Source organism: Seonamhaeicola marinus (assembly GCF_008085455.1).
In genome coordinates this window covers 445,640-470,611 of the sequence record NZ_VSDQ01000577.1, presented here as the reverse complement: position 1 = coordinate 470,611, position 24,972 = coordinate 445,640, and the positions used below count along the sequence as shown (strand labels likewise).

Below are 24,972 nucleotides of genomic sequence, written 5' to 3'. Positions count from 1 at the left end.
AAAACTATTACTCAGGAATATAATCTTTATCTCTTGCTAATATCCATTTGTCTAATTCAAAACCGTCTTCTCTCATTGAGAACGATATAATATATTCATCAGCCTTATCGAAGGTTAATGTAATTGTTTGTGCGTATCCGCAGTGATTTTCTGGCACGCGTTGCGCAGAAGACCATGTCCATTTGTGTTTTCCTTTGCATAACTGAATTCGTTGCCCACTCTCTGGCCATTCTCCATTTACACCCACATGTAAGCCATTATCTTCTGGCCCAGTAGAAAAGGCTCTTACCCAAACGTAGTAAGTTCCAGGGTTATTAATTTTAACTTTGTAAGATACCATACCTCCAGTTCCTGGCACTGGGAAAAAGTTTTCACCTACTATAAGCTTATCTTTATGCGTCTTTCTTGTATCTGGCATGGCCTCAATATAAGCATGTCCACTAGCCTCTTTTGTGTGATCATCATGCTTTGTAAAAGGTACAGCTTCGCCGGGTTTATGTATATAAAACTTTCTAGGACTTCCATTATTTGAATTATAATGAAAAGCTTCTCCTTCTACAGCTAGTAAGCCACCTTTCTCCTCAAAAGCATTCTTCTCCTTTAAAACCTCCTCTAAATTGTAAATAACAGGTGTAAGCTCTAAAGATTTCCAACGTCCTCTGGACCATGCTGTTTCATCATGCTCTGGTATTTTTCCATTTGTCAATGCCTTAGATGCTATTTTTATAGTATCTCCAGTTTTTAAATATAATTTACCAACAGCTAAACTTGTATTTTTAAACGATTCTGGAACCTGCGGGTTTTTAACCTTTTTGAATCCTTCTTTGTTTACTCTTATCTCATAAGTCGATTCTCCATCATTCTCGGCTACAGTATTTAAAACACCATTGTAGTAACCTGTTTTTCCATTAAATACCGCATATGCTTTGGCTTGTTTATCTCTAAAAGCCTTCTTTCCTGCATTAATAGCAAAAGTTCCTCTTTTTTCTTCCTTATAATAAATAGCATCTGCTGTTTTGTCTATCTCAAAATCACCTATAGCATTTAAAGTTATCGTTGTATTAGGAGATACTTTTGCCTTCTTTTTGGATTTATTTTGAATTAAAGCTACCCAATCTCCTTCTTTTGAAGGTGGTAAACCAATAGAAACAGCATCACCAGACTTTACTGTTTTTACACTGCCGTATTGTAAATCTCCTCCTGCTTTGGCATTGTACCATTTTACAGTATATTTTGCTTTGCTCCCAGCTAAATCTATTTTTGTTTCTTCAACTTTTGGAAGGTAAACTGCATATACTTCACCTGTTTTGGCAAAAACATAATCATGAGTGTTTTCCGTTAAATTATCACTAGAAACCATATGCTCAAAAGGAAGATGTTTATTGAAAAAATCTAAAGCATGTTTTGTTTGTTCCCAAACATTGTTTCTAGAGCGCCAATCTTCACAAGTTAAATCATGGTGTGCAAACTTGTATCCAAAATACCATTCTACACCAGCACCACCTGCCATTAAGTTACCCCAAAGCACGTCTGCTCTAATATCATCATGATCTGGGTCATCTGCATCTGGCTTTGCTCCTGTACTTGCAGGACCAATTTCATCCTGACATACCACCCATTGTCTACCAAAATTAGCAGATTCATTTATCCAATTAACAGTAATATCATGAACATCATGAGGATGATGTGTTTGCATTGATGGTCCATCTAAATATTCATAACCTAAAAGTGGTGTTAAAAATAGATCTTGAGCTTTTGTTGCTGCATGCGTATGCAAGGCCACAAAGTTTTGATAAGGGTCATTGGTTTTAATGTATTTGGCCATGGCCTTTCTATCCTTATCAGTTTGCCCTTTAGGCGTCCAATGCAATGGTCCGTTTTCTTCTCCTAAATTCCAAGTGATGGCTAAATGATGTGAAAAACGCGCAATTAACTCTCTGTAATATAGTTTACGCATGGTTTTAGTTTCACCTATATCTAACAACAATTCGTTTTCCGTTTCTTGTGTCACAATATGTAACATTAAACCTAAATCATCCATATAGTCAAATACTATTTCCCATTGATCTAGTTTACTACAGTCAAATCGGTAACGCTCATGTCTATTTGTCCAAGGCCATACATCTTTTCCGTCTCCCTGAACGTTCATTGTTAAGAAATAAACAGAATTCATGCCCTTTGATGCCAAATAGTTTAAAGCACCTATTATGTTCTTTCCCTTCCCATTTTGCCAAGTTGGGTTACCTTCTTTAAAATCTTTAGCGTGCGCTTCATATTTGTGTGAGGCCGGTGTTTGATCAAACTCATAGTATCCCAAAAAGCTTTCAGGGCTATCGGCTCCTCCTTTTAGAAAAGCTTGTTTAGAATCGGCGTATCTTAAATACCTATCTCCAGTATAACGTAATCTTCCGTTCTTTCTAAATCTTGACGTCATATCATCATTTTCAGCAATAGTAAATGTGCCTTTTTTACCATTAAACGCTACTGGTTTACCGGCGTGAATATCATCACTTACAGCAATGTTTTCCCCTTTTCTAAAAGACACTTCATAGCTCCATTCTCCAACTTGATCTGGCATAAATCTCACTTTCCAAACCCTTCCCGATTTTGCACTAGATTCTGCTGCATTTCCATCGGCAGCATAAAAACCTGGAACAATTAATGTCTTTTTCTTGTTCTTAAAAATCACATTTAATCTGTAGTTCAAAAATGGGTTTTCTTCGCCACTTTCACTTAACTGATCTCCTTCAAAAGTTAAAGTAACTTTGTGCCATTTCTTTAATTTTCCTTCAATTTTTTGTGCATTCAGTCCAAAAGCGGAAAGAAGCATAATTCCTAGTAAAATGGATATTTTTTGCATTTTTTTAAAGTTTATGCGTTTAGTTTGTTGGTATTAGTTTATAAAATTACAGGGGCATTTATTTCAGCTGATTTATAGACTGCTTCCTGTACTTGTAAGGTTTTTAAATAGTTTTCGCCACTAGTTTCAAAAGGTTCTCCTGAAAACAATTTATCAATGAAATCACTTTGAAAAATAAAACAGCAATCTCCTGCAAAACCTACATCGTTATGTATATAGTTATGTCTTTGCTCTTCTTGCCCTAATTTTTGTACTGTTATAGTGCCATCGGAATATAAGCGAATTGAACCCTTTGAGCCATCTATTAAATACTCGCCGAAAGTATATCTCGATTTTTCAAAATTATTCTCATTATAGCGATTAGCATCCCAAATGGCATGCGAATTATTCTCGAAGTTTAGCACAACCAAACCTGAATCTTCCCCCTTTATTACAGGATTCAATCGCTTTAAAATAGCATAAGCGCTACTTACCTCCCCGGCATGATATCTAAACGTATCGATAAAATGCACTCCAGTTTCATAGATAAGTAGTTTTTTGTAATCCCTGAAATAAGGCTGTCTTGCAAGATAGGCGTCTTCGCCCCAGCCATCTCCCATTCTGGATCTGAAGTTTAAACTAAATAATTCACCAATATCATCATTATCAATAATTTTCTTTATTTCTCTATGCCAAGGTTGAAATCTAAAGTTTTCATGTACTACAAATCGAACTCCTTTTTTAGAAACGTAATCCACAATTTTTTTTGATTCCTCTATAGTTGGCGCTAAAGGTTTCTGACAAATAATATGCACACCATTATCTGCGGCAAATTTGCACATCTCAAAATGTGTTTCCGGAGGTGTAATAATATCAACGAAATCTGGTTTTTCAGCAAGAATCATTTCTTGGTAATCCGTATAGTGCTTTTTTACACCATATGGTTCCATGATATTCTTAGCACGATCTAAATTTGAATTACAAAGGGCGACGATTTGTACTTCAGGAATTCTAGACCATGCTTCGTACTGAAACTTGCTGAAATAACCAGCTCCAATAGCTACACCTCTTAATTTATTCTGCATTTTTTAATTTTTTGTTAGGGTTCATAAAGGACCAGCAAATAATTGCAACTACGCCTAAAGCAGCTGCAACATAGAAAAATGGTTCATTAGAACCAGTCCATTCCTGTAAATAAGGAAATGCTAGTGCTGTAGTAAAAGCACCTAAATTCCCTGCCATATTCATCATTCCAGATACTTTACCGGAGTTTTCTTCACCAATATCCATACAGAATGACCAAGATGGACTTAAAGTCATATCTGCACCAAAAATGGCAACTGATAAACATAAAACAGCCCCTAATGCCGTGTCCATGTATAAACTTGATAATATCCCTATAACAACAAGAATAAATCCTATTGTAGCGGGTAGTTGTCTTGAACGTTTCCAATGTCCCTTTCTATAAATGCTATCTACTGTAAAACCAGACACCCAATTCCCAACCGCTCCAGCCAATAGAGGTAACATAGCATAAAAACCAGTGGCAACTAAACCAAGTTCATATTTAGCTTTTATATAAGGAAATAACCAAGTAAGCATAAAGAAGAAAATAAAATTACTCCCTATATATTGAATCATGGCCAATATTACATTTTTTGACGTTAGTATTGTTTTTAACGCTAAATCTCCACCCTTCTTTTCTTCTGCCTGCTGTCTGTTTGTCTTAATAAACTCTTTTTCGGCATCAGATAAGCCTTTGTGCTCTTCTGGTTTATTTCTAAAGACAATGAAAAACCATACTGCAAAAATGAGTCCTATTGCACCAAAGAAATAAAAGATATTACGCCAGCCCCAAGCATCTATAAGATAAGCTACTAGAGGCAAAGCAAAAGCCGCTCCTAATCTAGAACCCGAAAAATTTATACCTTGAAAAACACCGCGTTCTTTTGTAGGTACCCATGAAAATGCAGCTCTTGATATATTTGGAAATGCTCCCGCTTCTCCTGCTCCAAAAATAAACCTGAAAAATAGCATAGAGACATAATTCCAAGCAGCACCCGTAAGTGCAGTAAAAATGGACCATAATACCATTATGGAAGTCATTACTTTTCTAACACCATACTTATCTCCCAAAGAGCCACCTGGGACTTGAAATAAAGCATATCCTAATGCAAAGGCGCTGAGCACCCATCCCATTTCAATATCTGTTAAATTTAAATCTGAACTTATAGAGTCTTTTGCAGAAGAAATACAAACTCTATCAATATATAATAAAAGGGTTATTAAAAAGGATCCTGCAAAGAACCAATACCTTTTAGCTGGTACGCGTGCACTCATTATTAGTTTAATTTAGTTATTACGTCTTTTAGTGTTTTAGTTGTACCTACATTACCAGGAAAAACAATATATGGTAGATTTGGGAATTTAGTTTGTTCATCCATTTTCCAAACGGGAATACCAGGTTGTATTTGACCAATTACTTTAGAACGCTTCATTTCTAATCCTTTAATTGCTAAATCATGAGATGTTATACCTCCTTTGGCAATTAGATACTTTGGTCTTTCATTTAAGCCATTTACAATACTTACTAAAGCATTGGAAATGGTGGTTGCTATATTTATAGTAGCATTAGCATCACTACCAGTAACCAATTTTCTACTGGTATATACTATAGTATGTTTACCAGTTCTTATATTGGTATCCAAAATATGTATTAAAGATTCTAGATATTTTGAAGCTTCATTACCAAGAACCTTTTCAATATTAACTTCAAGTGTGGTGGTAGCATCAAATAATTGTAATGCTTCTTGAAGTTGTTCTGAAGACTTTTTCACATAAGACCCAACAATAGTTAGGCCTCCATGGTTTGTTGAAACGGATAATAGATCTTCTACATTCAACAACCCTTTTGGTGTTAAACCTATATATGAAGGTACAAAAGAGCTTGAGGTTCTATAGATAATCCGCTTACCTTGCTTTTCAGCATGTAATAGCGCATTAGTTGCCTTATCTAAATCTTCATACCCCAAACTATTAAAAATACAATAGCAACTATCAGGAAGGTTTAAAATGTCTTGAGAGAGTAGTTCAACGTTAGTATTCCTGATAGTTTCTAAGGAGAATGAATACACTTCTGAAGCATTTATTAATCCGCTAGATTTTTCTTGAATGTACGCTTTAAGGTTTGCTGTTGAATATTTAAAAGAATGATCTTGTGAAAAAGGGGTTTGGCTTACGGGTATTAGTTCATCATCTTCCTTAATGTAATGTGTATCATTTAAGGTGACACGTTTACCCTCAAACATTACAGGAATGAAAACGGTAATAGCTTTGCTTAAACCCAAAGATTTTTGTAGCGTTGATGGCTCAAGGGGAAAATGTCCACGCAAAGTTGAATCGCTTCTACTTACTATGGTATAATCTCTTCCTGTAATTTTAGATGCCTGATATATATTCTCCGCAATTTCCTTGTAAACTTTTGAAGTTTCTTGAGCAGATAAACTCCTTGAATTAGTCAATATATAGAATACGGGAGACACCTTTAATTCCTTAACCAACGTTTCTATATTCCAATTAGATAATAACGGGATATCATAAACAGTCTGATTACCAGTGGGATCATCATCTATTACAATACAAGCTTTACCTAATACTTTAAAAAGTTCAGCATTAAGACTTCTGTAATTGGTTGAGTCTACTTCTGGTAAATCGGTTAATATGTTAGATAAAGAAATACGCATTAATATTTTTCAATAGCAATTACCCGTGCTGGAGCACCGTCTCCCCCTCCTATTTTAAGAGGCAGAGCAATAAGTTCTATGCAATTAGACTTTAATGTATCAAGGTTCGTTAGGCCTTCAATAATAACAACGCTTTGCAATAAAATTTGATGTATTAATGTCACCTCTTCCATATTGTTTACATCTGCAACAGATGGTGGTTCTACCCCAATCATCTTTACCTTGTTAGTAACGCACCACCGTGCTAAACCTTCACTAATCCTAGGAAGCTCGTCTCTATATTTTGGTTGGTTAACAAACTCAGCCCATCCTGTTTGAAATACTAAGCTATCTCCTGCAACAAATTGTTCTAGTATAGATTCTGGAATATCAGATACCTCAATTAAGCCTTTAGCACCAACATACTTTACATCTATTACCCATGCTCTACCAACAAAATCGGAAACAGGTATTTGATCTATAGTTTGGTTTTTAACGTTAAAATGAAGTGGAGCATCCATGTGCGTACCACAATGAGAGTAGAATGTTAGCGTACTAGCATTCCACCCATCATCTTTAACAGTTTTAGCAATTTCTTTATTGAAACCGTTAAAATTGTTAGTGTACGTTAATGTAAGATCAACAATGTTGCTCATTAATTTTTAAAGATTTTTTATAACGGCATCGGCTACATCCGAAGTACTAGCTTTTCCACCTAAATCTACAGTTAAAGCACCTTCTGAAGTACTTTTATCAATAGCATCCATAATATTCTTAGCAGCTTCAGCCTCTCCAATATGCTCTAACATAATGGCTGCTGACCAAATTTGCCCGTAAGGATTTGCAATGTTTTGTCCAGCAATATCTGGAGCAGAACCATGTATTGGCTCAAACATTGATGGAAAATCTTTTTCTGGATTTATGTTTCCACTTCCACCTAAACCAAGACTTCCCATAACGGCACCGCCTAAATCACTTAAAATATCACCAAAAAGATTTGTAGTTAAAACTACATCAAAAATCTCTGGTTTCAATACGAACATGGCCGTAGAATTGTCAATATACATTTGTTCGTGTTCCACATCTGGATATTCTTGAGCTACTTCAGCAATTACTCTATCCCAATAAGATAAACTATTAATTAATGTATTTGATTTCGTTATATGCGTAACTTTTTTACGTCTTTTTTGAGCTAATTTAAATGCGTAGTGCGCCACACGTTCAATTCCTTTTCGCGTAAACACACTTGTATCAATACCCATACCATTAGCTTCATCTGGCAAATACTGTCCTCCCATTTGCACAAATTCTCCTTCGGTATTCTCTCTTACAATTACAAAATCAATGTGTTTCTCAGATCTTAAAGGTCTTTGCACACCAGGGTATGTTCTTACTGGTCTATAATTAACATACTGATTAAAACCTGTACGTACTTTAAACGTATAGTCTTTTGCTGGCAAGGTATCGTCTACCTGTGGCAAACCAACAGAACCAAAATAAACGGCATCAAAGTTTTTAAGTGTTTCAAGACCGTTTTCAGGCATGAACTCATTATTTTCAATGTAATAACCAGCACCCCAAGCAAACTCTTCCGTATCTATAGAAAATCCATGCTTTTCTGCTACTGCGTTGATAACTCTTAAACCTTCAGGAACAATTTCTTTACCAATACCGTCTCCTGGTACAACTGCAATTTTGTAATTCTTACTCATGTTTTTGTGTTTCGTTGCGCAATATTTTGCGCAATTTTAGTTATTTGTAAAGTTCAGGTTCCAAATATATAACAAAAAAGCATTATACAGTGTTAAAATCAAGTATTTTATTAAAATTTATTGCGCAATATTTTGCGCATAAAATTAATATTTGTTAATTTTGAACGCTTTTTAAACCAATTTCGTGAGGAAAAAACCAACATTAAAAGACATTGCTACTGCCTTGAATATTTCAACTTCTACGGCATCTAGAGCATTACAGAACAACCCTAGAATTAGTGAAGAGGTAAGAAAAAAAGTTCTAGAACTAGCACAACAGCTTAATTACTTTGATAACAAATTCCCGGAGGTAATGGCCTCAAAGAAATTAAATGCTATTGGTGTAATTGTTCCTAAAATTGGCTATCACCTTTACGCCATGGCCATTAGTGGTATAGAAAAAATCGCGGAAGAAAACGGCATGCACTTAGTAATTTGTCAATCTAACGAATCTTACGAACGCGAAAAAAGTTTAACTAATGAACTAATCGAGACGGGAGTTTCTGGCTTAATAGTATCACTTGCAGGGGAAACCAAACAGTTTGATCACTTTTTGGAACTAAAGAAAAAAGGCATTCCCCTGGTTTTTTTCAATAGACAATGTGATGAAGTTGAAACAGATAAAGTTGTTATCGACAATTTTAAAGCTGCCTATGATGCCACGGAACATCTCATTTCTATAGGGTGTAAAAAAATTGGATACATTGGAGGGCCACAAAAGCTTCAAATTAGTAATACGCGCCTAGCGGGATACCATCAAGCTATTAGCGATGCTAATCTTTTTTCAAATTATAAACTTATTGAACATTGCAACTTCACTAAAGAAAGTAATTTAAGTGCTGCCAGAAAACTGCTGTACTCTCCTAATCCACCAGATGGCATTATTGCATTTAGTGATCAAGTAGCAATTTCTGCAATGTTGGCTGCTAAAGAACGAGGATTAAATATTCCGGAAGATTTGGCTATTATTGGGTTTAATAACGAACCTGTAGATGAGCTTTTAGAACCTTCACTTACAAGTATAGACCAACCTGCTTACCAAATGGGAGTTGAGGCTGCTCAACTTATATTTAATAACATTAATAACAGTGCTAATGCGCATTCGCAAAAAGTTCTTAAATCTGAATTAGTTATAAGAAATTCTACCAATAAAAATAAGCTAAAATAACAGTTTGGCTCTCTAAAAAACACATATGTTATAATAGAAAGAGATCCCCCCTTTTAATTTTGTATTACCATAAATACCCTTTTTATAAATCATGAATAAATTCCTTTTAATTTCTTTCTCCATTTTACTAATTGCCTGTTCTTCTAAAAAAGGTGATGTAGAAGTAATAGCTTCAAAAGTTGTTTCAGAAAAAGCTATTATTTCAAAAGTTGATTCTCTAATTAGTAAAATGCCCTTAAAAGAAAAAATTGCACAGTTACAGGGCGTATGGATGAAAGATTTAATGGATGGTAAAACTTTATCCCTAGATTCTTGCAGAAAGAAAATACCAAACGGCATTGGTTATTTGGCTCAATTTTCTGGTAACCTTTTAACCAGTCCAACGGAATTAAAAATTGCCATTGCAGATTTACAGGATTATTTAATAAATGAAACTGAAAGTAAGATTCCTGCTATTTTATCGGAAGAAGCTATTAGCGGGTTTTCAACAAAGGGTGCTACAACATTACCTCAACAGATTGGAATGGGATGCTCTTGGAATCCCGATTTAATTCAAAGTAATAGTACTAATACAGCTAAATTAATGCGAAGTGTTGGAGCAACGCATGTACTTTCTCCTATGTTGGATATTTGCAGAAACTCGCACTGGGGAAGAATTGAAGAAAGTTTTGGAGAAGAGCCTTATTTAACTGCTAGAATGGGACTAGCTTTTGTAAAAGGTATACAAACTGATGATTTAACCAATGGTGTAGCTACTACAATTAAGCATTTTGCGGGTTACGGCTATAAAGGTGATTTTGATGAAAAAAACTTTTACGAAGAAACACTATTACCACATGAAGTTGCCATAAAATTAGGAAAGGCACAAAATGCCATGGCGGGTTACCATCAAATTAAAGACATTCCATGTTCTGCCAATGAAGAGTTGTTAACCACCATTTTACGTGACGAACTTGGGTTTAATGGTGTTGTAGTTTCAGATTTTTGGTCTGTAAAGCAAGTATTCTCAAGATATAAACATGCAAAAACAGAACCTGAAGCTGGCATATTAAGTTTAAAAGCTGGTTTGGATGTTGAACTGCCATTTGGAATGAGTTTTCCATACTTAGAGGAGGAAATTAGCAAAGGGAATATTTCGGTTGATGTAATCAATACTGCTTTAAGACGTGTTCTTATTTCTAAAGGAAATTTAGGGCTGTTACATTATAAACGCCCTGATAATGAAACAGTAGATTTAGATCCCCCAGCAAATAGAAAAGTAGCCTACAAGGCGGCTTGTGAGTCTATTGTTTTACTAAAGAATAATGGCGTGTTGCCACTATCTAAAGACACTAAAAAGATTGCCATTGTTGGCCCAAATGCTAATGCTGTTCAATCCTTATTAGGAGACTACACCTACCAATCTTTATCTACATTTTTCCGATCTGTTCCAGTTGATCCGAACAATCCGAAACTCATTACTTTGTTAGATGGTCTAAAAAGTAAGCTAGGTGAACACACTGAGATTAATTATGAAAGAGGTTGTGATTGGACTAAAATAGACAATAAACAACCTAATGAAAAGATTGGAGATGAGCGTATAAAGAAATTTGCATACATAGGCGTTAAGGATTTCCCAGAACCAAATACAAAAAAAGCACTTGAAATAGCAAAAGAAAGTGATGTTATTATTGCTGCTATGGGAGAGCACCTGTATTTAGTCGGCGAAGGTAGAGATAGAAAAGACATTCATTTACCTGGACAGCAATCGCAATTTGTACAACAACTTCAAGAGACAGGAAAGCCTGTGGTTTTAGTTATTTTTGGAGGTAGACCACAAATTATCACAGAATTAGCTCCTAAATGTGATGCTATAATTCAAGCATGGTTTCCTGGAGAAGAGGGTGGCAATGCTTTAACTGATATTATTACTGGTAAAGTAAACCCTTCCGCTAAGCTAACAGTTACATATCCTAAGCATAATGGTCAAGCTCCTATAGTATATAGTGCAGGATACAACAAAGGTGATATGCCTATGTATCCTTTTGGATATGGTTTAAGTTATTCTTCATTTAAGTATGATAATCTGGAAGCCCCTAATAGCGTATCCATTGAAACAAAAGAAATTCCTGTTACATTTACGATAACCAACACAAGCGATTTTGATGGTGCAGAAATTGCGCAATTATATATTACGCCACCTTCTGAAAACAAGAATTTAGAACCTATTGAATTAAAAGGCTTTTCTAAAGTCTTTATTGGGAAAGGCGAAACAAAAACTATTGAAATTTCGGTTTCACCTCAGCAATTGGCGTATTACCATAATAAAAATTGGATAATAGCACCTGGAATTTATGAGTTTAAGATTGGGGCTTCCTCTTTGGATATTAAATTGTCTCAGAAAATAGACGTTACCGGGAATCCTATAACCCTAAAAGAACGCAATGTGTTCTTTTCTAAGCATAGAATAGTTAATTAATTATAAAGATTAAAGCCTTTTTCTTGTTTCAATATTTCTAACTCTTAAAACATTTCGTCTTTCGGAAATAAATACATCACTATTTTCTATGGCTTCTTCAATATTTTTATCGTCGGCCTGAAAATATTTCCCAGCTAAAGCATCAGCTTTTCCGCTAATAAGGGTTTTAATTAAATTATTGGTATCCTCTATCTTGGACATGGCGCCATGTTTCATGGTTTCCTCTAAATATGGCATATATTTTCTACCTACTTTAGATTCTACTAAAACCTCGGTACGTTCATTTCTAATGAAACCCGGGTTAAAAGCAAATACTTTTATGGCTAACCCTTCTTTTTCCAACTCAATATTTACCGTCTCAGAAAACTTTACCACACCAGATTTAGCAGCGCCGTATGCAGAACCGTAAGGTTTGGGATCTTGCACACCTCCACCACCAAGGTTAATAATATACCCTTTGCTTTGTTGCTTCATTACATTAATAGCTGTCCTGGTACCAATAAAAGCTGTATTAAGGTTTAACGCTACTTCTGTCCACCAATTTTCTGGTTCCAATTCCCAAGTTGGCCCTATGGCATTATGATTGTTTACACCAACATTATTTATCCATGCATGGATAGCACCTACACTACTAACAATTCTGTCTCCTGCTTCTGCTACCTCTTCGGCTTTAGACATGTCTGCTGTTTCATAGGAAGCCGTTCCTCCTTCTGTTTGTATATCCTTTACTAAAGCTTCTAATTTTTCTTTATTTCTACCTAAACAAATACTATGAAAGTCTTTAGACAAACCTTTAGCCATCATACTTCCTACACCTCCCGTAGCTCCTGTAATTACAATATTTTTTTTCTTATTCATACGTTTATTGTTCTGCAAAATGTTTAATTAAGTGATTGCGTCTTCTTATAGGGTATTTATATTGATTTCTATAAGATTCTTCTAAATCTAAAGCTTTAACCGCCGGCATAAGTTCTTTACCATCTTTACCAATCCATTCTACCATATTAAGAACAGTAAGCAAAGCATAAGAACGTGTTTCTATAAGATTACGTAAGCAATTCAATCCTTTTTCTTTTTGTCCATTTTTTACCAAGATCCAAGCTGCCATAGCCCTTACTTCATGTGAACTATCCTTAATAGCTATCTGTCCTCCCTTCACATCATTTAGTAAAAAGCACCCCACTACTCCCCAATAACGCTCACCAACTTGGTTACTATCCAATAAATTTCTAAGTGATTTAATATTATTCGGATTCTTTTCTAAAGCTAAATCTGCCGCATTTAATATTTTTTGAATGTTATAAAGTTGGGGGTTCCTGGCTACCTCATAAATAGTGCTTTTATGCGCTGTGGCCATATGTTTCATCTCTAATTCTGGTAGTAAACCAGCATCATTAATTTCTAACTGTTTTTTACGAAGTGCTGTACGCATTTCTGTAGCAATATTGCTAAAACTTGAGGTGTCAATTAAATTATGTACACAATCAGGATCACTTTCAATGTCATATAACTCTTCTGTCCAACCTTTTGGTTTAAAAAATCTAGATTGTACGTCATTTGCCCTACCTTCTTTAACCTCCAGTTCCCAGGCTTGGGTGGCTTTCATAGTCCATAGATATTCTAAATATTGCATCCAAGGTAAGTACGGCATATAATTTCTAATGTATAAGTACTTTTTATTTAATACAGCTCTGGCATTATCAAAACGTTCATCCATTCTTCCTCGGAAAGCAAAGTGATACGCTTCTTCTGGTTCTTTATTTTTTCCCAAAAATATTTTCCCTTGCATATAATCAGGAACCTCACTTCCAGTTATACTTAACCAAGTTTTTGGCATATCTACAAAACTTACCAACTGATCTATTTTTGCACCTACTTTATCCGCGGGCCATAAGTTTTTATAGGTTTCTGGGATACGAATGACCATAGGACAATGTAAACTATTCTTAAAGAGGTAACGTTTACTACGTGGCAAAACACCACCATGATCTGACACATAAATTATAATAGTATTGTCTGCGAGTCCAACGTCTTCAAGTTTTTTAACGGTCGCCCCAATTTCAGCGTCCATTTTCTTTATGGCATCATAGTAATGTGCATAGTTTTTTCTGATATCTGGCACATCTGGATGGTATTCTGCCAAAATAGTATGTTCTGGATTATGATCTGTATTATTCACATCTCCAAATGCTTTACTCTCATGAGAAGCACCAAAATTAATTACCTGAAAAAATGGTTGTTTCTGCTTTAATTCATTCCAATTGACTGATTTTGAATTGTCCCATGCTTTTTCGCCATCTCTTCCACCTATATTATAATCCATCTTTTCGAAATTACCTGTGTGATATCCATTGGCATTTAAAAAATCGGGATAGTATTGTATTTTATCATGAGGTATTTTGTAAAAACTCCGCATGGGGTGTGTTCCCATAGAAAGAGACATTACTCCAGTTATCCATGTACTGCGTTGTGCAGCACAAACAGGAGCATTAGCATAGCAATTCATATATTGAAACCCTTGTGAAGCTAACTTGTCTATATGGGGCGTTTCGGCATATGGGTTGCCATAACAGCTTAACCATTCCGCACTATTGTCCTCGCTCGTGAGCCAAAGAATATTTGGCTTATCACCCTGACTAAAACTAATTTCAGAAGCTGATAAAGCAACTAAAATTAAAACTATAAAACATCTCATACTGCTTTAGTTTATATTTTAAATTTTTGGAATAATATCCTCAGGAATATTAAGCTTTTTATCATCTGCTCCTCCTGCAAAATTACTTATGTTATAACTATTGGTAAGAGACCAATCGCATTCTACCCGTCCGTCTCCTAAGGTGATGTTTCCTAATTTTTCTCTAAACCAATCCGCCAAGGCTCTATAATCTCTATGATCTGCCAAATTGCGTTTTTCTAAAGGGTCTACACGTAAATCATAAAGCGCCATGTCGGCTTTAGGTCTATCGCAAGTTAGCGTCCAACGTACATTTTTGTTTTGGTTTGGGCTTTTAATATTGTCCCACATGTCTCTGGTACGCATTGAAAACGCAAAATGCTCGTTTCTCATATAAGCTCTATGCCCATTAACCACATTAATTTCACCTAAAGCATATTCTCGTTTTGGCGCTTTACCAGAAACAACATCTTGTAAATTGTATCCATCAAGATACTCATATTTTTCGTTTGAAGTATCTACACCAGCTGCTTCTAAAAAGGTAGGCACAAAATCAACATATTCTGTAATATCCCTAATTACTTTACCTGCAGGAAATTTAGACTTATCTGAAGACACCACAATTATTGCATCATGAACCGATTGTTTCCAAGGGCCAAACTTAGCCATTACGCCTTGCTCATTTAAGTGCCAACCATGATCCCCCACAGTATATACTATTAACCATTCGTCTCCCCTTTCTTGATTGTATTTTTTGAAAGCCTCAACGGCATCTCCAATTAACGCATCGCCATAGGCACAAAACGCATAATAATCCCTTATAGCCTGAAGTTTTTCTTCTTTCTTAAGTTGATCCGATTTGCATTCATTGTAATGAATTACCAGCTGGGGAGGGAAATTAGATAACTCCTCTGTACTAAACTCAGGTATAGCATACCTCTTATTTTTGAAGAGTTTTCTATATTCCTTTGGCGGCAATACTGGTGTATGAGGCCACGTAAAGCCTAAATTAAGAAATAATGGCTTAGTTGTGTTTACGCCATCAACCTGTCTACCAGACAATGTTTTATATGAGGTATTGGCGTTTTTAAGGTAACTTTTTACCTCTTTAACCAATAGTCCATCAATAGTTTGACCAGCTGGATGTGGATTTTCGCCACCTATTATTAATGTATTATGAGGTCTTGTATAAATTCTAAGGATATCAAAATCTTCATCTACCTTAGCATGTATCTTTCTATCGGCTTCTGGAACACCGTTAATGATATCGTTGGTAATGTATTTATATCTTGTACCATCTGGATAAACTGCTGTTTCCTTTCTATCTATTAGTTTGAAAATGCCATCTGGAAATTCTACAGTTGCTCCACTAGTAAAAATATCTCCAAAGCCCTTATTTTGAAGATCACTTTTAAAACTAACCACCAAATCGAACATGTCATTTGGTTGGTTCTTCTTTTTATTTCTGTTTTTGCTAACAGACCAATGTGTCTTACCAAAAACTGCAGTTCCATAACCCTTTTCTCTTAATATTTGTGAAATTAGAGGTTTAGAAACATCGGCTTCTTGATGTGAGAAGAATTTGTAATGCCCCGAACGAAACGGATAACGCCCCATGTGCATTGATGCTCTAGATATAGCACACATTGGAGAGTTGTTATACGCATTAACAAACATTGTACCTTCTTCAGCAAGCTTATCTATATTGGGAGACATTACAAAACCCAATTGGCTTTCACTTTTTCCAGTTGTGGCTCTATTGTAACACTCTAAAGCATCTGCTCTTTGATCGTCTGTTATTATCCAAAGAATATTGGGTTGCTTTTGTTGTGCACTTATAAAATTAAATACACATATAAAACACAAAACTCCAGCCCATTTAGGGAAAGAAACACTCATAATATATAGTTTAGTTTTTCGGTATTTAAAACTACTAAAGCTATTTATTACGTTGTATTTAAAACATTACACATCTACTATACATAAAATATCAATACTCTAAAAAAATGATATATAAACATCACAAATGGTTATAATAAAAATACTTGGTAAAGTCTTGTCAATATTTTAACAAGCTCTACCAAGTATAATTCAAAACCTAACTAAAACTAAATTGTATTTTCCTTTTTCTAATTATTACTAATGAATTGTTCAACAGCTTGAGAAATTAAAAGTTTTACTTCTTCCCATTTTGGAGTATTGTTAGTAAAAGTTCCGTCCATATTAGTTATTATACAGAAACCAGACGAACCATCTTGTTTTAATTGTAAATGTGTAGATACTCCTAAACTATTTCCTCCATGAATTATATTGCCATTTTTCATATACCAGTACAATCCGTGGTTCTCTGCGAACGAATTTGGCACAACTCCAGATGCTAGTTGATTGGTAAACATTAAATCATAATATTCTGATGCAAATAAGGTTGAAGCCTCTCCTCTAGCACCTTTCATCATATCTAATAAAAATTTACTCATATCATCACTATTACTATGAAGTCCTCCTTCAACGTATCCATGGTTACCATATCTTGGAAATTCTGAATTGTTATCTAAATATTGGGTTGCCATTGCTGAAAAATCAACTTCAGATAAATTGAACGTTGAGTTTGTCATTTGTAACGGCATTAATACATATTCCTTTACATAATCATCAAATGATTGATCTGAAACATACTCTATTATAAATCCCATTAAAGAAGATGCATCGTTTGAATAACTCCACGTTGTACCCGGAGCTGCATCTAAATAATTATCAAGGTTATATAAATCTCCATCTTCTGTAAAGATTTCTATCAAATAGTCATCTAAATCCACTTGTTCCATTTGTTGCATACCTAAATCATTTATCATGATGTTTGCAGCATTCGTGTTTATAGGTTGTCCGGGTAATATGAAATAATTACTAGCCAAATATGTAGATGGTACATCAACAATTCCAGAGGTATGGGTCACCAAATCTTTAATTTTAATATTTGCATTTGGCTGCTTTGGATTTCGAATTTCCACAGGCAAAACATCGTTAATAGGTGTATCTAAAGTAAAATACCCTTGTTCAATAGCTTTTGCTGTAGCAGCACCTAAAAATGCCTTGCTTACCGATGCCATATTATTTATTGTCTGATTGGTATAAGGCGTTTTAGAGGCAATATTAGCATAGCCAAAGGATTTATTAAATACCACAGTGTTTTCAACAGCTACATTTACTGAAAAACCAGGTACGTCTTTTGTGTTAACTAAATTTTCTAGGTAAGCCGATAGTTGTTCTACTGTTGCTATACCGTTTGGAGTTTGGTCTACTGGTTCTCCATCATCGCTGGAACAAGAAAAGTTGAAAGTTACTACTAGTACTAAAACGGCTAGTTTTAATTTGTTTAAAATTGTCATGATTATTCGTTTTTTAATTGATGTTTAATGATTATTTATTGTTTTACGTTGCAAAAATGGCATATGAAGGCCTTTGAATCGTTCGGATTTATGATTCGGAACGTTCGGAATTACAACTATTAATTTTTAGGCTTTACTAAGGCTATTAGAAGATTATATAGCTGTTCTTTTAGGTTGTAAACCTTCGTGTTAAGTATAAGGTTTTGTGCATAACCCTCTGGTTTTAAATTAATTGACATATGGATTGTTTTTTTTGATTGATGCCGCGAAATTCTATTAAAACTAAAAGAAGCGAAAAAAGAAACTGCTCAGTTAGGGCAAAAAGACGGTGGTTTAGGTTTTTATACCATTTACATAATTTACCTTAAAAACACAGGAATAAGTGTAAGCGTTCAACGCACTAGCAAATAATACTCATGAACGCATTCAATATTTAAGAAGAAAATTGACTAAGTATCCAACACTTAGTTGTTTATATGTTTATAAATCTTAGTTTTATAACTTGAGTCCATTACCACAAGTTTATGCATGATGGATTGATCAATAGTTTTTAATCGTCTATTGGGAATTATAATTCTAAATTGTTCCTTGTCCTCTATTTTTTTGATTAGTTCTTCATTTAGTATGCCTTTAACTTGACCATTACTGTAGAACTGACTAGAATAACTTTTTTCACCAAAATAATAAAGATTGCTATCTGTTTTATTAGTACTAAGAATTAAATATTTATCTGTATTACTATACGTTTCTAAATTTCTATTAAACAGACTCACAATAATGATAACAACTGCCAAAACTGGCAGTATACAACTAGATATTAGTACTGCTTTTTTAATTTTAATAGCCTCCCAATACTGTTTAATGAGTAACGCAACTGGAACCATAACAGGAAGTATATAAGTATGAATGAGACTTTTTGAAGAAGTGAAAAATACTGGCAACCAACACAGCCAAAGCATTAAGAACAAAATCCATTTATCTTTAATTACATTTCGTCTTGAAATCCACAGCCTTTTAATTAATATTTGAATCCAAGGAAATGCAAACCCCAATAGGAATACCCATACCATACCAAAAGGCTGAGATTTAGGGAACCCATATTTATCACCTTTCCAACTAGAATCAAAAAACCTTTTAAAATGTTCTCCAATAACAAAATATTCTAAAAACCCTTCTGTTCTTTGTTCTGCCATAATATACCATGGTACCGCTATAACTAAACTTAAAATAGTTCCTATAAACCAAGGAATTCGCTTAAATACAAGTTTGTATTCTTTAAAATAAATAGTCCAAATGAAAATTGGCGGTATTGTAAGAATTAAAACAATTGGTCCTTTAGCCAAAAGTCCTAGGCCGATAAACGCAAAAATTAAATACCCCCACAACCTAGAACTACTTTCTGTAACAGCTTTCCAGAAACTTAAAAAGATCATTGTAATGCAAAAGGCTAACGTAGTATCTGTAGATACCACACCAGCATGTAGCAAAAATTCTGGAGTGGTCATTAAAATAAACCCTAACAAATAAAATGCAAACTTACTTTTTACAAAGTATTTCATTAGTAAGACCAAGAGTAAACTTAACAATAGAGATGGTAACCTTACTGCAAATTCATTAACCCCAAAAAGTTTCATGCTCAAGGCAGATAGCCAAGTAGATAAAGGTGGTTTTGCCCAAAAAGGTGTATTGTAATCTATTTGTGGGGTTACCCAATTATTGGTTTCGACCATCATTCTAGATATTTCAGCATATCTAGCTTCGGTCTTATCCATTAAGGGTAAATAAGCATTAAGGAAACCTCTTAGAAAAAATAGAAAGATAACGGCTATTAGAAGAAAGTTGTTTCTGTTTATTTTTATCATTATATCTTTTATTTATTCGGTATATGTCTAAACACAGCTTAAAAAAGTAATTCAATTTAACTTTAGAACCATCTGTATCTAACCATGATTTAAGAGGCACTTCTTTTGAGCGTTGTATTAAGATTTCCTTAGAATAGGCTTCTCTTATTCTAAGAAACAACTCGATATCAAAAAGCCACTTCGAAATAAATTTATCCTCAAATACTTCGTATGCCAATTTTTTAGTAAAAACTTTACAGCCACACTGGGTATCGTATACAGGAAACTTAAGAATATTGGAGGTAATGGTTGCTAGTAATCTACCAGTATAATGTCTAAAAGACTTTCGCTGAATTCGGGTATCTATTTTAAGTATTCTTGAGCCAAAGGCTAAAAAATTATCCTTCTTTACTTTTTTAGCAATTTTTAAACACTCTTTAAGTTTAACAGATAAATCGGCATCTATATAGGCTATTTTATTAAACTCTAAGTCTAAGGTTTTACAATGTAACACCGCTTCTCTAATAGCCTCTGCCTTTCCTTTGTTTGACTCTAAATTATAGATTATAACATTATCTGAAAAACAGGTTTTGATTTCGGTTAGAACTTCTAGCGTATTATCTGTAGACCCATCATTAGAGAATACAATAATACATTCCTCATTGTTCCTCAAAAACTCAATAAAGGCATCTTTATGAATTCTTTGAGATTCGTTAAAACACGGAATTATTATTACCAACCTATTCTGCCTATTATAACCTAACATTAAAATTTACAATTGAAATCTATTAAAAATTATCATACTCGAATAGATTTTTAAATGTTCTATTCGTTAAACCGTCAATTATTAAAGCAAGATTGTATACTTCCTTTTAAGTTAATACATTTAAAACGAAGTATACCCTATTTTTTTATGTTTTTTTTAAAACTTGATTATTTTTGACCTAATTATCCAGTAAATACATGACGGAAAAAGAACCTTCTATCTGCGAAGAAAAAATATTTAATGAGTTATTTCGAAAACATTATGAGCCCACTACAAAGTACATTTATTATAAATGCGGCGATTTAAAACAAGCAGAAGATATTGTTCAAAATGTATTTATAAAAATTTGGAGGCTTTGTGCTTCCATAATTTACTCAAAAGTAAAATCATACATATATACCGCATGTAATAATGCTTTTCTAAACGAAGTTGCACATAAAAAAATAGTACTAAAGCATCAAAAATCAACCAAGGAAAGTATAAATTATGAAAGCCCTGATTTTCTGATAGAAATTGAGGAGTTCAGAGTTGAACTGAAACAAGCCATAAACAATCTTAATGCTAAACAAAGAGAAGTTTTTCTGTTAAGTAGAGTTGAGAACAAAACTTACAGGGAAATTGCTGAGATAACTGGACTCACTGTAAAAGGAATAGAACGACGAATGAGTTTAGCTTTAAAGGAATTACATGAGAAACTTGGAAAACATTTTAAATTTTAAGTAGGGTGAAGTTCTTTTTAAATGTCATAGTAATAGAAACTCCTTTTAAATAATGGAAAAGAGCCATAATAATGATACCTTTTTGGGACGCTGGATTTCTGGAGAGCTTTCGAAGGAAGAACTTTCGAAATTCAAAGAAACAAAGGCCTACAAACAATTTGAATTTATAAATAAAGAATCACAATTGTTAAGTGGCCCCGAAATTGATGTGGAAGCGGCGTTACTAGAAGTTAAAAGAAGCACAAAATTAAAACAAAAGCGTTCAAAAGCAATTCGCCTATGGCAGACTGTTGGTATAGCTGCAGTTTTAGTCATTTCGGTTGGCCTTTATTTAAATTCATCAAAAACTTATTCTAATGAGGTTGGGAGTATACAAACAATTGTTTTAGATGATGGCTCTGTTATAGAGTTAAATGCTAATTCCAGCGTTTCTCACAAGCGTTTCTTTTGGTTAAATAACAAACTGGTAAAATTAAAGGGAGAAGCCCTTTTTAAAGTTCAAAAAGGTAATGGCTTTATTGTAGAAGCATCCAATAATATCGTAAAAGTTTTGGGTACCGAGTTTAATATAAAAGACAGAATTAATTTTGAATTAACCTGTTACGAAGGACAAGTTGAACTTTCAAATAAAGATGAAGCTTTTTCTGCTAAAACACTAACAAAAGGAATGCAAGTAAACATCCTAAACAATGTTTTAACGGAAACTACTTTACAAGAGAACTCTCCTTCATGGCTTTCAAGAGTATCAAAATTTAATGCGCAACCTTTATACTTAGTCTTAGAAGAATTATCTCAATATTTCAACATTAGTTTCAATACTAAGAACATTGATACCGACAGACTCTACTCTGGAAGTTTTAAGCATCATGATTTAGATCTAGCTTTAAAATCCACCTTAGTTCCAATGGGTATAAAGTATCAAAAAGAACAAGACACTTACATACTTTCAGATTAATATTACTATCGTTATATTAGGGTCCTACCTCAAAACGTTATTGGTATTTATGAAGAGACTTGTTTTTCTTATTATTCTGTTTGTTTATGCATTAGGGAACACTCAAGAGAAACGTAGTTTTAGTTTTAATAATACAAGTTTAAATACCATTATTAAAGAACTAGAAAAACATTATGCTGTAAGTTTTTCGTATGCAGTAGATCTTATAAAGGATAAAAACGTAACATGCAATACCAAAAAAATTGAATTGGATGCGTTACTTGTAATTCTTGAATCCGAAACAGCCCTTCGTTTTGAGAAAATATCGGAAAATCAAATAATTATCTCACCAAAAGAAAATCAAAGTATTATTTGTGGTTATATTTTAGACAAAGACAATAATAAACCTATACCCAATGCATTAATACAATCCTCAACTGGCAAAGAGGTTCTATCAAATTCTGAAGGGTTCTTTACAATCAGCGGCGAAGAGCAGGAGACATACGAAGTAAGCAGCATTGGTTATGCTACTCAAAAAGTAATAGGTAAAAAAACATGTCCTAACATTTATCTTGTCATTAAAAATGAACAATTAGATGAAGTTATCATTTCGGGGTACGTAACCACGGGAATGGATAGGCAGAAAGATGGGGCCATACAAGTTAATAGTAATTCATTAGGCATACTTCCAGGGCTTGTAAACCCCGATTTGCTCCAAAGCATACAATTAATTCCAGGGATAAATAGTCCAGATGAATCCACATCTGGCATTCAAATTAGAGGGGGTTCTCCAGACCAAAATCTTATTTTATTTGATGATATAAAACTATTTAACACGGGCTTTTTTTATGGTATGTTCTCTACGTTTAACCCATACGCCACAAAAAAGGCTACCATTTTTAAATCAGGGTCTGGTGCAGCCTATGGAGACCGTATTTCTGGGGTAATTGATATCTCTACGGGAGAAGACATTCCACAGAAAACTGAAAGTGGTTTTGGATTGGATGGCATTAGTATTGATGGATATATAAGAGCTCCTCTATCTAAGAAACTTGGAGCACAACTATTTATTAGAAGATCGTACAACGATATACTAAACACACCAACTTCTGATAGTTACGCTGAAAAAGTGTTTAGGAATTTTGGAGTTGTTAGAAATAGCTTGGGACAAATGATTACTGTACCAAGTGATGATGAATTTTCAATTGATACGAGTACTTTCGATTTCTCATTTCACGATATAAACACAAAATTAATTTATACACCCAATGAAAAAAACAAATTTATTTTTAGTGGCATTCTTACTAGAAACGATTTAGACTTTTCCTTTCATAATGATGGTACTATAAAAATAGACGATTTGGCAACAGTAAATAGTGGACTAAGTATAAAATGGAATCATAAGAGTTCAGAACACAGTTATGAGGATATTACATTTTATATATCTGGGTACCGATCTGAATATTTAAATGAAGAAATTGTAGATGCTACTTTAGATGAAACCAATATCAGAAATAATTTTATTACAGAAACTGGTCTTAACCTAAACGCGTTTAGACATATAGGAAAGGGACAAAACTTGGCATTTGGATATCAGATTTCAAATAGTCATGTAGATATAGAGATTGCCCAATTAGAAGAATTAGATGAGGACGACAATATAAATCTTAGAGACAAGAACCATAATCTTAAAAACGCAATGTATTTTGATTACAAGTTTAACTCAAAAAATACAAGTTTAATTAGTTTAGGCTTACGCGCAGTTAACTATCGAGTTTTGAGAGATATCTATCTAGAGCCTAGAATAAACTTAGAATATAAAATAAATAAAGCCGTGAGAATAAAAAGCAGCTTAGAAAGGCGCTACCAGCCTATTTCTCAGATTGTTGAATTTAATCAAGGTGAATTAAGGTTAGAAAACAGTATTTGGCAATTGTCTAATAGGAAAAATAGTCCAATACTAAAAAGTGATCAAGTATCTGCTGGCTTACTTTTTGATAAAAATAACTGGACTATTGATTTTGATGCTTACTACAAAAGAATATCTGGACTAACATCTGCTACCAATGGTTTTAGCACCCCTACGTTAAAACTTGATGAGGGAAAGAGTAATATTAAAGGAATAGATGTTTTAGTTAAGAAACGAATTAATAATTACAGAGTTTGGGCTGGATATACGTATAACGATGTTCAGTTTAATTTCCCTAAAATTCAACCAGAAAATTTCCCTGGAAATAATGATATAACGCACAATTTTAGAATTTCAAATACATTGCGATTAAATACTTGTGAAATATCACTGGGATGGCAATACAGAACTGGTGCCCCTTATACTCCTATTGTAAATTTTGACCCTGAAACTTCTGCAGTTACCTATGGAAAATTAAATAGTGAACGCTTAAAAGATTATCATAAACTAGACGCATCTGTAATTTATAATTTTAAGATTAAAAAGAATAAAAATTGGAAAACGCAATTAGGAATATCGGCTTTAAATATCTATAATAGAAAAACACCACTATCGTACACCTACATATCCGAAAACGAAGATGGCGTTTTAAAATTAGAACAGGTTATTCAGCGCTTCTCATTAGGTTTTACACCGAATATTTCTTTTAGACTGTTTTTTTAATTATGATCATTTATAAGAGTTTATGAAAATAGGTTTATCTTTAGTTTAATGTTTATACTAAGATAACATCTAGTATCTCCTT

Annotated in this window: 17 protein-coding genes; 5 read left to right on the top strand and 12 right to left on the bottom strand. The window is 33.9% G+C overall.

What is annotated here, in order from left to right:
* Positions 1-7: 7 nt before the first annotated feature.
* The 6 genes from FUA24_RS10345 to FUA24_RS10320 are packed head-to-tail and all read right to left on the bottom strand — an operon-like array spanning position 8 to position 8,273.
* Positions 8-2,860: a DUF5060 domain-containing protein gene (locus FUA24_RS10345; RefSeq protein WP_148542051.1), complete on the bottom strand. Its 2,853-nt coding sequence runs from the start codon at positions 2,858-2,860 to the stop codon at positions 8-10.
* Between the two features lie 38 nt (positions 2,861-2,898).
* Positions 2,899-3,924: a Gfo/Idh/MocA family protein gene (locus FUA24_RS10340; protein WP_148542049.1), complete on the bottom strand. Its 1,026-nt coding sequence runs from the start codon at positions 3,922-3,924 to the stop codon at positions 2,899-2,901.
* On the bottom strand, positions 3,914-5,179 hold the full coding sequence (locus tag FUA24_RS10335) for an MFS transporter (protein ID WP_148542047.1): 1,266 nt from the start codon (positions 5,177-5,179) through the stop codon (positions 3,914-3,916). Before FUA24_RS10335 ends, FUA24_RS10340 begins: the two co-directional genes overlap by 11 nt.
* A 2-nt stretch (positions 5,180-5,181) precedes the next feature.
* A complete protein-coding gene (locus FUA24_RS10330; protein ID WP_148542045.1) occupies positions 5,182-6,582 on the bottom strand; it encodes a four-carbon acid sugar kinase family protein in 1,401 nt (466 codons plus the stop codon).
* Complete coding sequence (locus tag FUA24_RS10325) at positions 6,582-7,217, bottom strand: cyclase family protein (protein WP_148542043.1); 636 nt, start codon at positions 7,215-7,217, stop codon at positions 6,582-6,584. Before FUA24_RS10325 ends, FUA24_RS10330 begins: the two co-directional genes overlap by 1 nt.
* Before the next feature lie 6 nt (positions 7,218-7,223).
* The gene (locus FUA24_RS10320) at positions 7,224-8,273 is read right to left on the bottom strand and encodes a tartrate dehydrogenase (RefSeq protein WP_148542041.1); all 1,050 of its coding nucleotides are present in this window, start codon (positions 8,271-8,273) and stop codon (positions 7,224-7,226) included.
* A 184-nt stretch (positions 8,274-8,457) separates the two neighbouring features.
* Here FUA24_RS10320 and FUA24_RS10315 point away from each other — a divergent pair, with 184 nt between their 5' ends.
* Both FUA24_RS10315 and FUA24_RS10310 read left to right on the top strand, forming a co-directional pair.
* Entirely contained in the window at positions 8,458-9,480 is a 1,023-nt protein-coding gene (locus FUA24_RS10315) for a LacI family DNA-binding transcriptional regulator (protein WP_148542039.1), read from the top strand.
* Between the two features lie 91 nt (positions 9,481-9,571).
* Positions 9,572-11,938 (top strand): glycoside hydrolase family 3 N-terminal domain-containing protein, encoded by a 2,367-nt coding sequence (locus tag FUA24_RS10310; protein WP_148542037.1) that lies wholly within the window; start codon positions 9,572-9,574, stop codon positions 11,936-11,938.
* A gap of 9 nt (positions 11,939-11,947) precedes the next feature.
* On the opposite strand, the gene FUA24_RS10305 is transcribed toward FUA24_RS10310, so the two are convergent.
* From FUA24_RS10305 to FUA24_RS10280, 6 genes are all read right to left on the bottom strand, one after another.
* Positions 11,948-12,796 (bottom strand): SDR family NAD(P)-dependent oxidoreductase, encoded by an 849-nt coding sequence (locus FUA24_RS10305; protein ID WP_148542035.1) that lies wholly within the window; start codon positions 12,794-12,796, stop codon positions 11,948-11,950.
* Positions 12,797-12,800: 4 nt separating this feature from the next.
* Positions 12,801-14,633 carry a sulfatase family protein gene (locus FUA24_RS10300; protein ID WP_148542033.1) on the bottom strand — a complete coding sequence of 611 codons (1,833 nt, stop codon included), beginning with the start codon at positions 14,631-14,633 and terminating at the stop codon, positions 12,801-12,803.
* Between the two features lie 18 nt (positions 14,634-14,651).
* Complete coding sequence (locus FUA24_RS10295) at positions 14,652-16,511, bottom strand: sulfatase-like hydrolase/transferase (protein ID WP_148542031.1); 1,860 nt, start codon at positions 16,509-16,511, stop codon at positions 14,652-14,654.
* Positions 16,512-16,741: 230 nt separating this feature from the next.
* Complete coding sequence (locus FUA24_RS10290; RefSeq protein WP_148542029.1) at positions 16,742-17,998, bottom strand: serine hydrolase domain-containing protein; 1,257 nt, start codon at positions 17,996-17,998, stop codon at positions 16,742-16,744.
* A gap of 464 nt (positions 17,999-18,462) precedes the next feature.
* The gene (locus FUA24_RS10285; RefSeq protein ID WP_148542027.1) at positions 18,463-19,860 is read right to left on the bottom strand and encodes an ArnT family glycosyltransferase; all 1,398 of its coding nucleotides are present in this window, start codon (positions 19,858-19,860) and stop codon (positions 18,463-18,465) included.
* Complete coding sequence (locus FUA24_RS10280) at positions 19,787-20,605, bottom strand: glycosyltransferase (RefSeq protein ID WP_148542025.1); 819 nt, start codon at positions 20,603-20,605, stop codon at positions 19,787-19,789. The genes FUA24_RS10285 and FUA24_RS10280 overlap by 74 nt, the downstream gene beginning before the upstream one ends.
* A gap of 197 nt (positions 20,606-20,802) precedes the next feature.
* Here FUA24_RS10280 and FUA24_RS10275 point away from each other — a divergent pair, with 197 nt between their 5' ends.
* The 3 genes from FUA24_RS10275 to FUA24_RS10265 are packed head-to-tail and all read left to right on the top strand — an operon-like array spanning position 20,803 to position 24,890.
* Positions 20,803-21,324 carry an RNA polymerase sigma factor gene (locus FUA24_RS10275; protein ID WP_148542023.1) on the top strand — a complete coding sequence of 174 codons (522 nt, stop codon included), beginning with the start codon at positions 20,803-20,805 and terminating at the stop codon, positions 21,322-21,324.
* Positions 21,325-21,376: 52 nt separating this feature from the next.
* Positions 21,377-22,279 (top strand): FecR family protein, encoded by a 903-nt coding sequence (locus FUA24_RS10270; RefSeq protein WP_148542021.1) that lies wholly within the window; start codon positions 21,377-21,379, stop codon positions 22,277-22,279.
* Positions 22,280-22,328: 49 nt separating this feature from the next.
* A complete protein-coding gene (locus FUA24_RS10265) occupies positions 22,329-24,890 on the top strand; it encodes a FecR domain-containing protein (protein WP_148542019.1) in 2,562 nt (853 codons plus the stop codon).
* Positions 24,891-24,972 lie beyond the last annotated feature (82 nt).

What these genes read in the sequence shown, in the direction of transcription:
- FUA24_RS10305 (WP_148542035.1), bottom strand. Translation starts at nt 12,796, where the DNA reads ATGAATAAGAAAAAAAATATTGTAATTACAGGAGCTACGGGAGGTGTA.
- FUA24_RS10265 (WP_148542019.1), top strand. Translation starts at nt 22,329, where the DNA reads ATGAAGAGACTTGTTTTTCTTATTATTCTGTTTGTTTATGCATTAGGG.
- FUA24_RS10280 (WP_148542025.1), bottom strand. Translation starts at nt 20,605, where the DNA reads ATGTTAGGTTATAATAGGCAGAATAGGTTGGTAATAATAATTCCGTGT.
- FUA24_RS10270 (WP_148542021.1), top strand. Translation starts at nt 21,377, where the DNA reads ATGGAAAAGAGCCATAATAATGATACCTTTTTGGGACGCTGGATTTCT.
- FUA24_RS10340 (WP_148542049.1), bottom strand. Translation starts at nt 3,924, where the DNA reads ATGCAGAATAAATTAAGAGGTGTAGCTATTGGAGCTGGTTATTTCAGC.
- FUA24_RS10290 (WP_148542029.1), bottom strand. Translation starts at nt 17,998, where the DNA reads ATGACAATTTTAAACAAATTAAAACTAGCCGTTTTAGTACTAGTAGTA.
- FUA24_RS10320 (WP_148542041.1), bottom strand. Translation starts at nt 8,273, where the DNA reads ATGAGTAAGAATTACAAAATTGCAGTTGTACCAGGAGACGGTATTGGT.
- FUA24_RS10285 (WP_148542027.1), bottom strand. Translation starts at nt 19,860, where the DNA reads ATGATAAAAATAAACAGAAACAACTTTCTTCTAATAGCCGTTATCTTT.
- FUA24_RS10345 (WP_148542051.1), bottom strand. Translation starts at nt 2,860, where the DNA reads ATGCAAAAAATATCCATTTTACTAGGAATTATGCTTCTTTCCGCTTTT.
- FUA24_RS10295 (WP_148542031.1), bottom strand. Translation starts at nt 16,511, where the DNA reads ATGAGTGTTTCTTTCCCTAAATGGGCTGGAGTTTTGTGTTTTATATGT.
- FUA24_RS10330 (WP_148542045.1), bottom strand. Translation starts at nt 6,582, where the DNA reads ATGCGTATTTCTTTATCTAACATATTAACCGATTTACCAGAAGTAGAC.
- FUA24_RS10325 (WP_148542043.1), bottom strand. Translation starts at nt 7,217, where the DNA reads ATGAGCAACATTGTTGATCTTACATTAACGTACACTAACAATTTTAAC.
- FUA24_RS10310 (WP_148542037.1), top strand. Translation starts at nt 9,572, where the DNA reads ATGAATAAATTCCTTTTAATTTCTTTCTCCATTTTACTAATTGCCTGT.
- FUA24_RS10275 (WP_148542023.1), top strand. Translation starts at nt 20,803, where the DNA reads ATGACGGAAAAAGAACCTTCTATCTGCGAAGAAAAAATATTTAATGAG.
- FUA24_RS10335 (WP_148542047.1), bottom strand. Translation starts at nt 5,179, where the DNA reads ATGAGTGCACGCGTACCAGCTAAAAGGTATTGGTTCTTTGCAGGATCC.
- FUA24_RS10300 (WP_148542033.1), bottom strand. Translation starts at nt 14,633, where the DNA reads ATGAGATGTTTTATAGTTTTAATTTTAGTTGCTTTATCAGCTTCTGAA.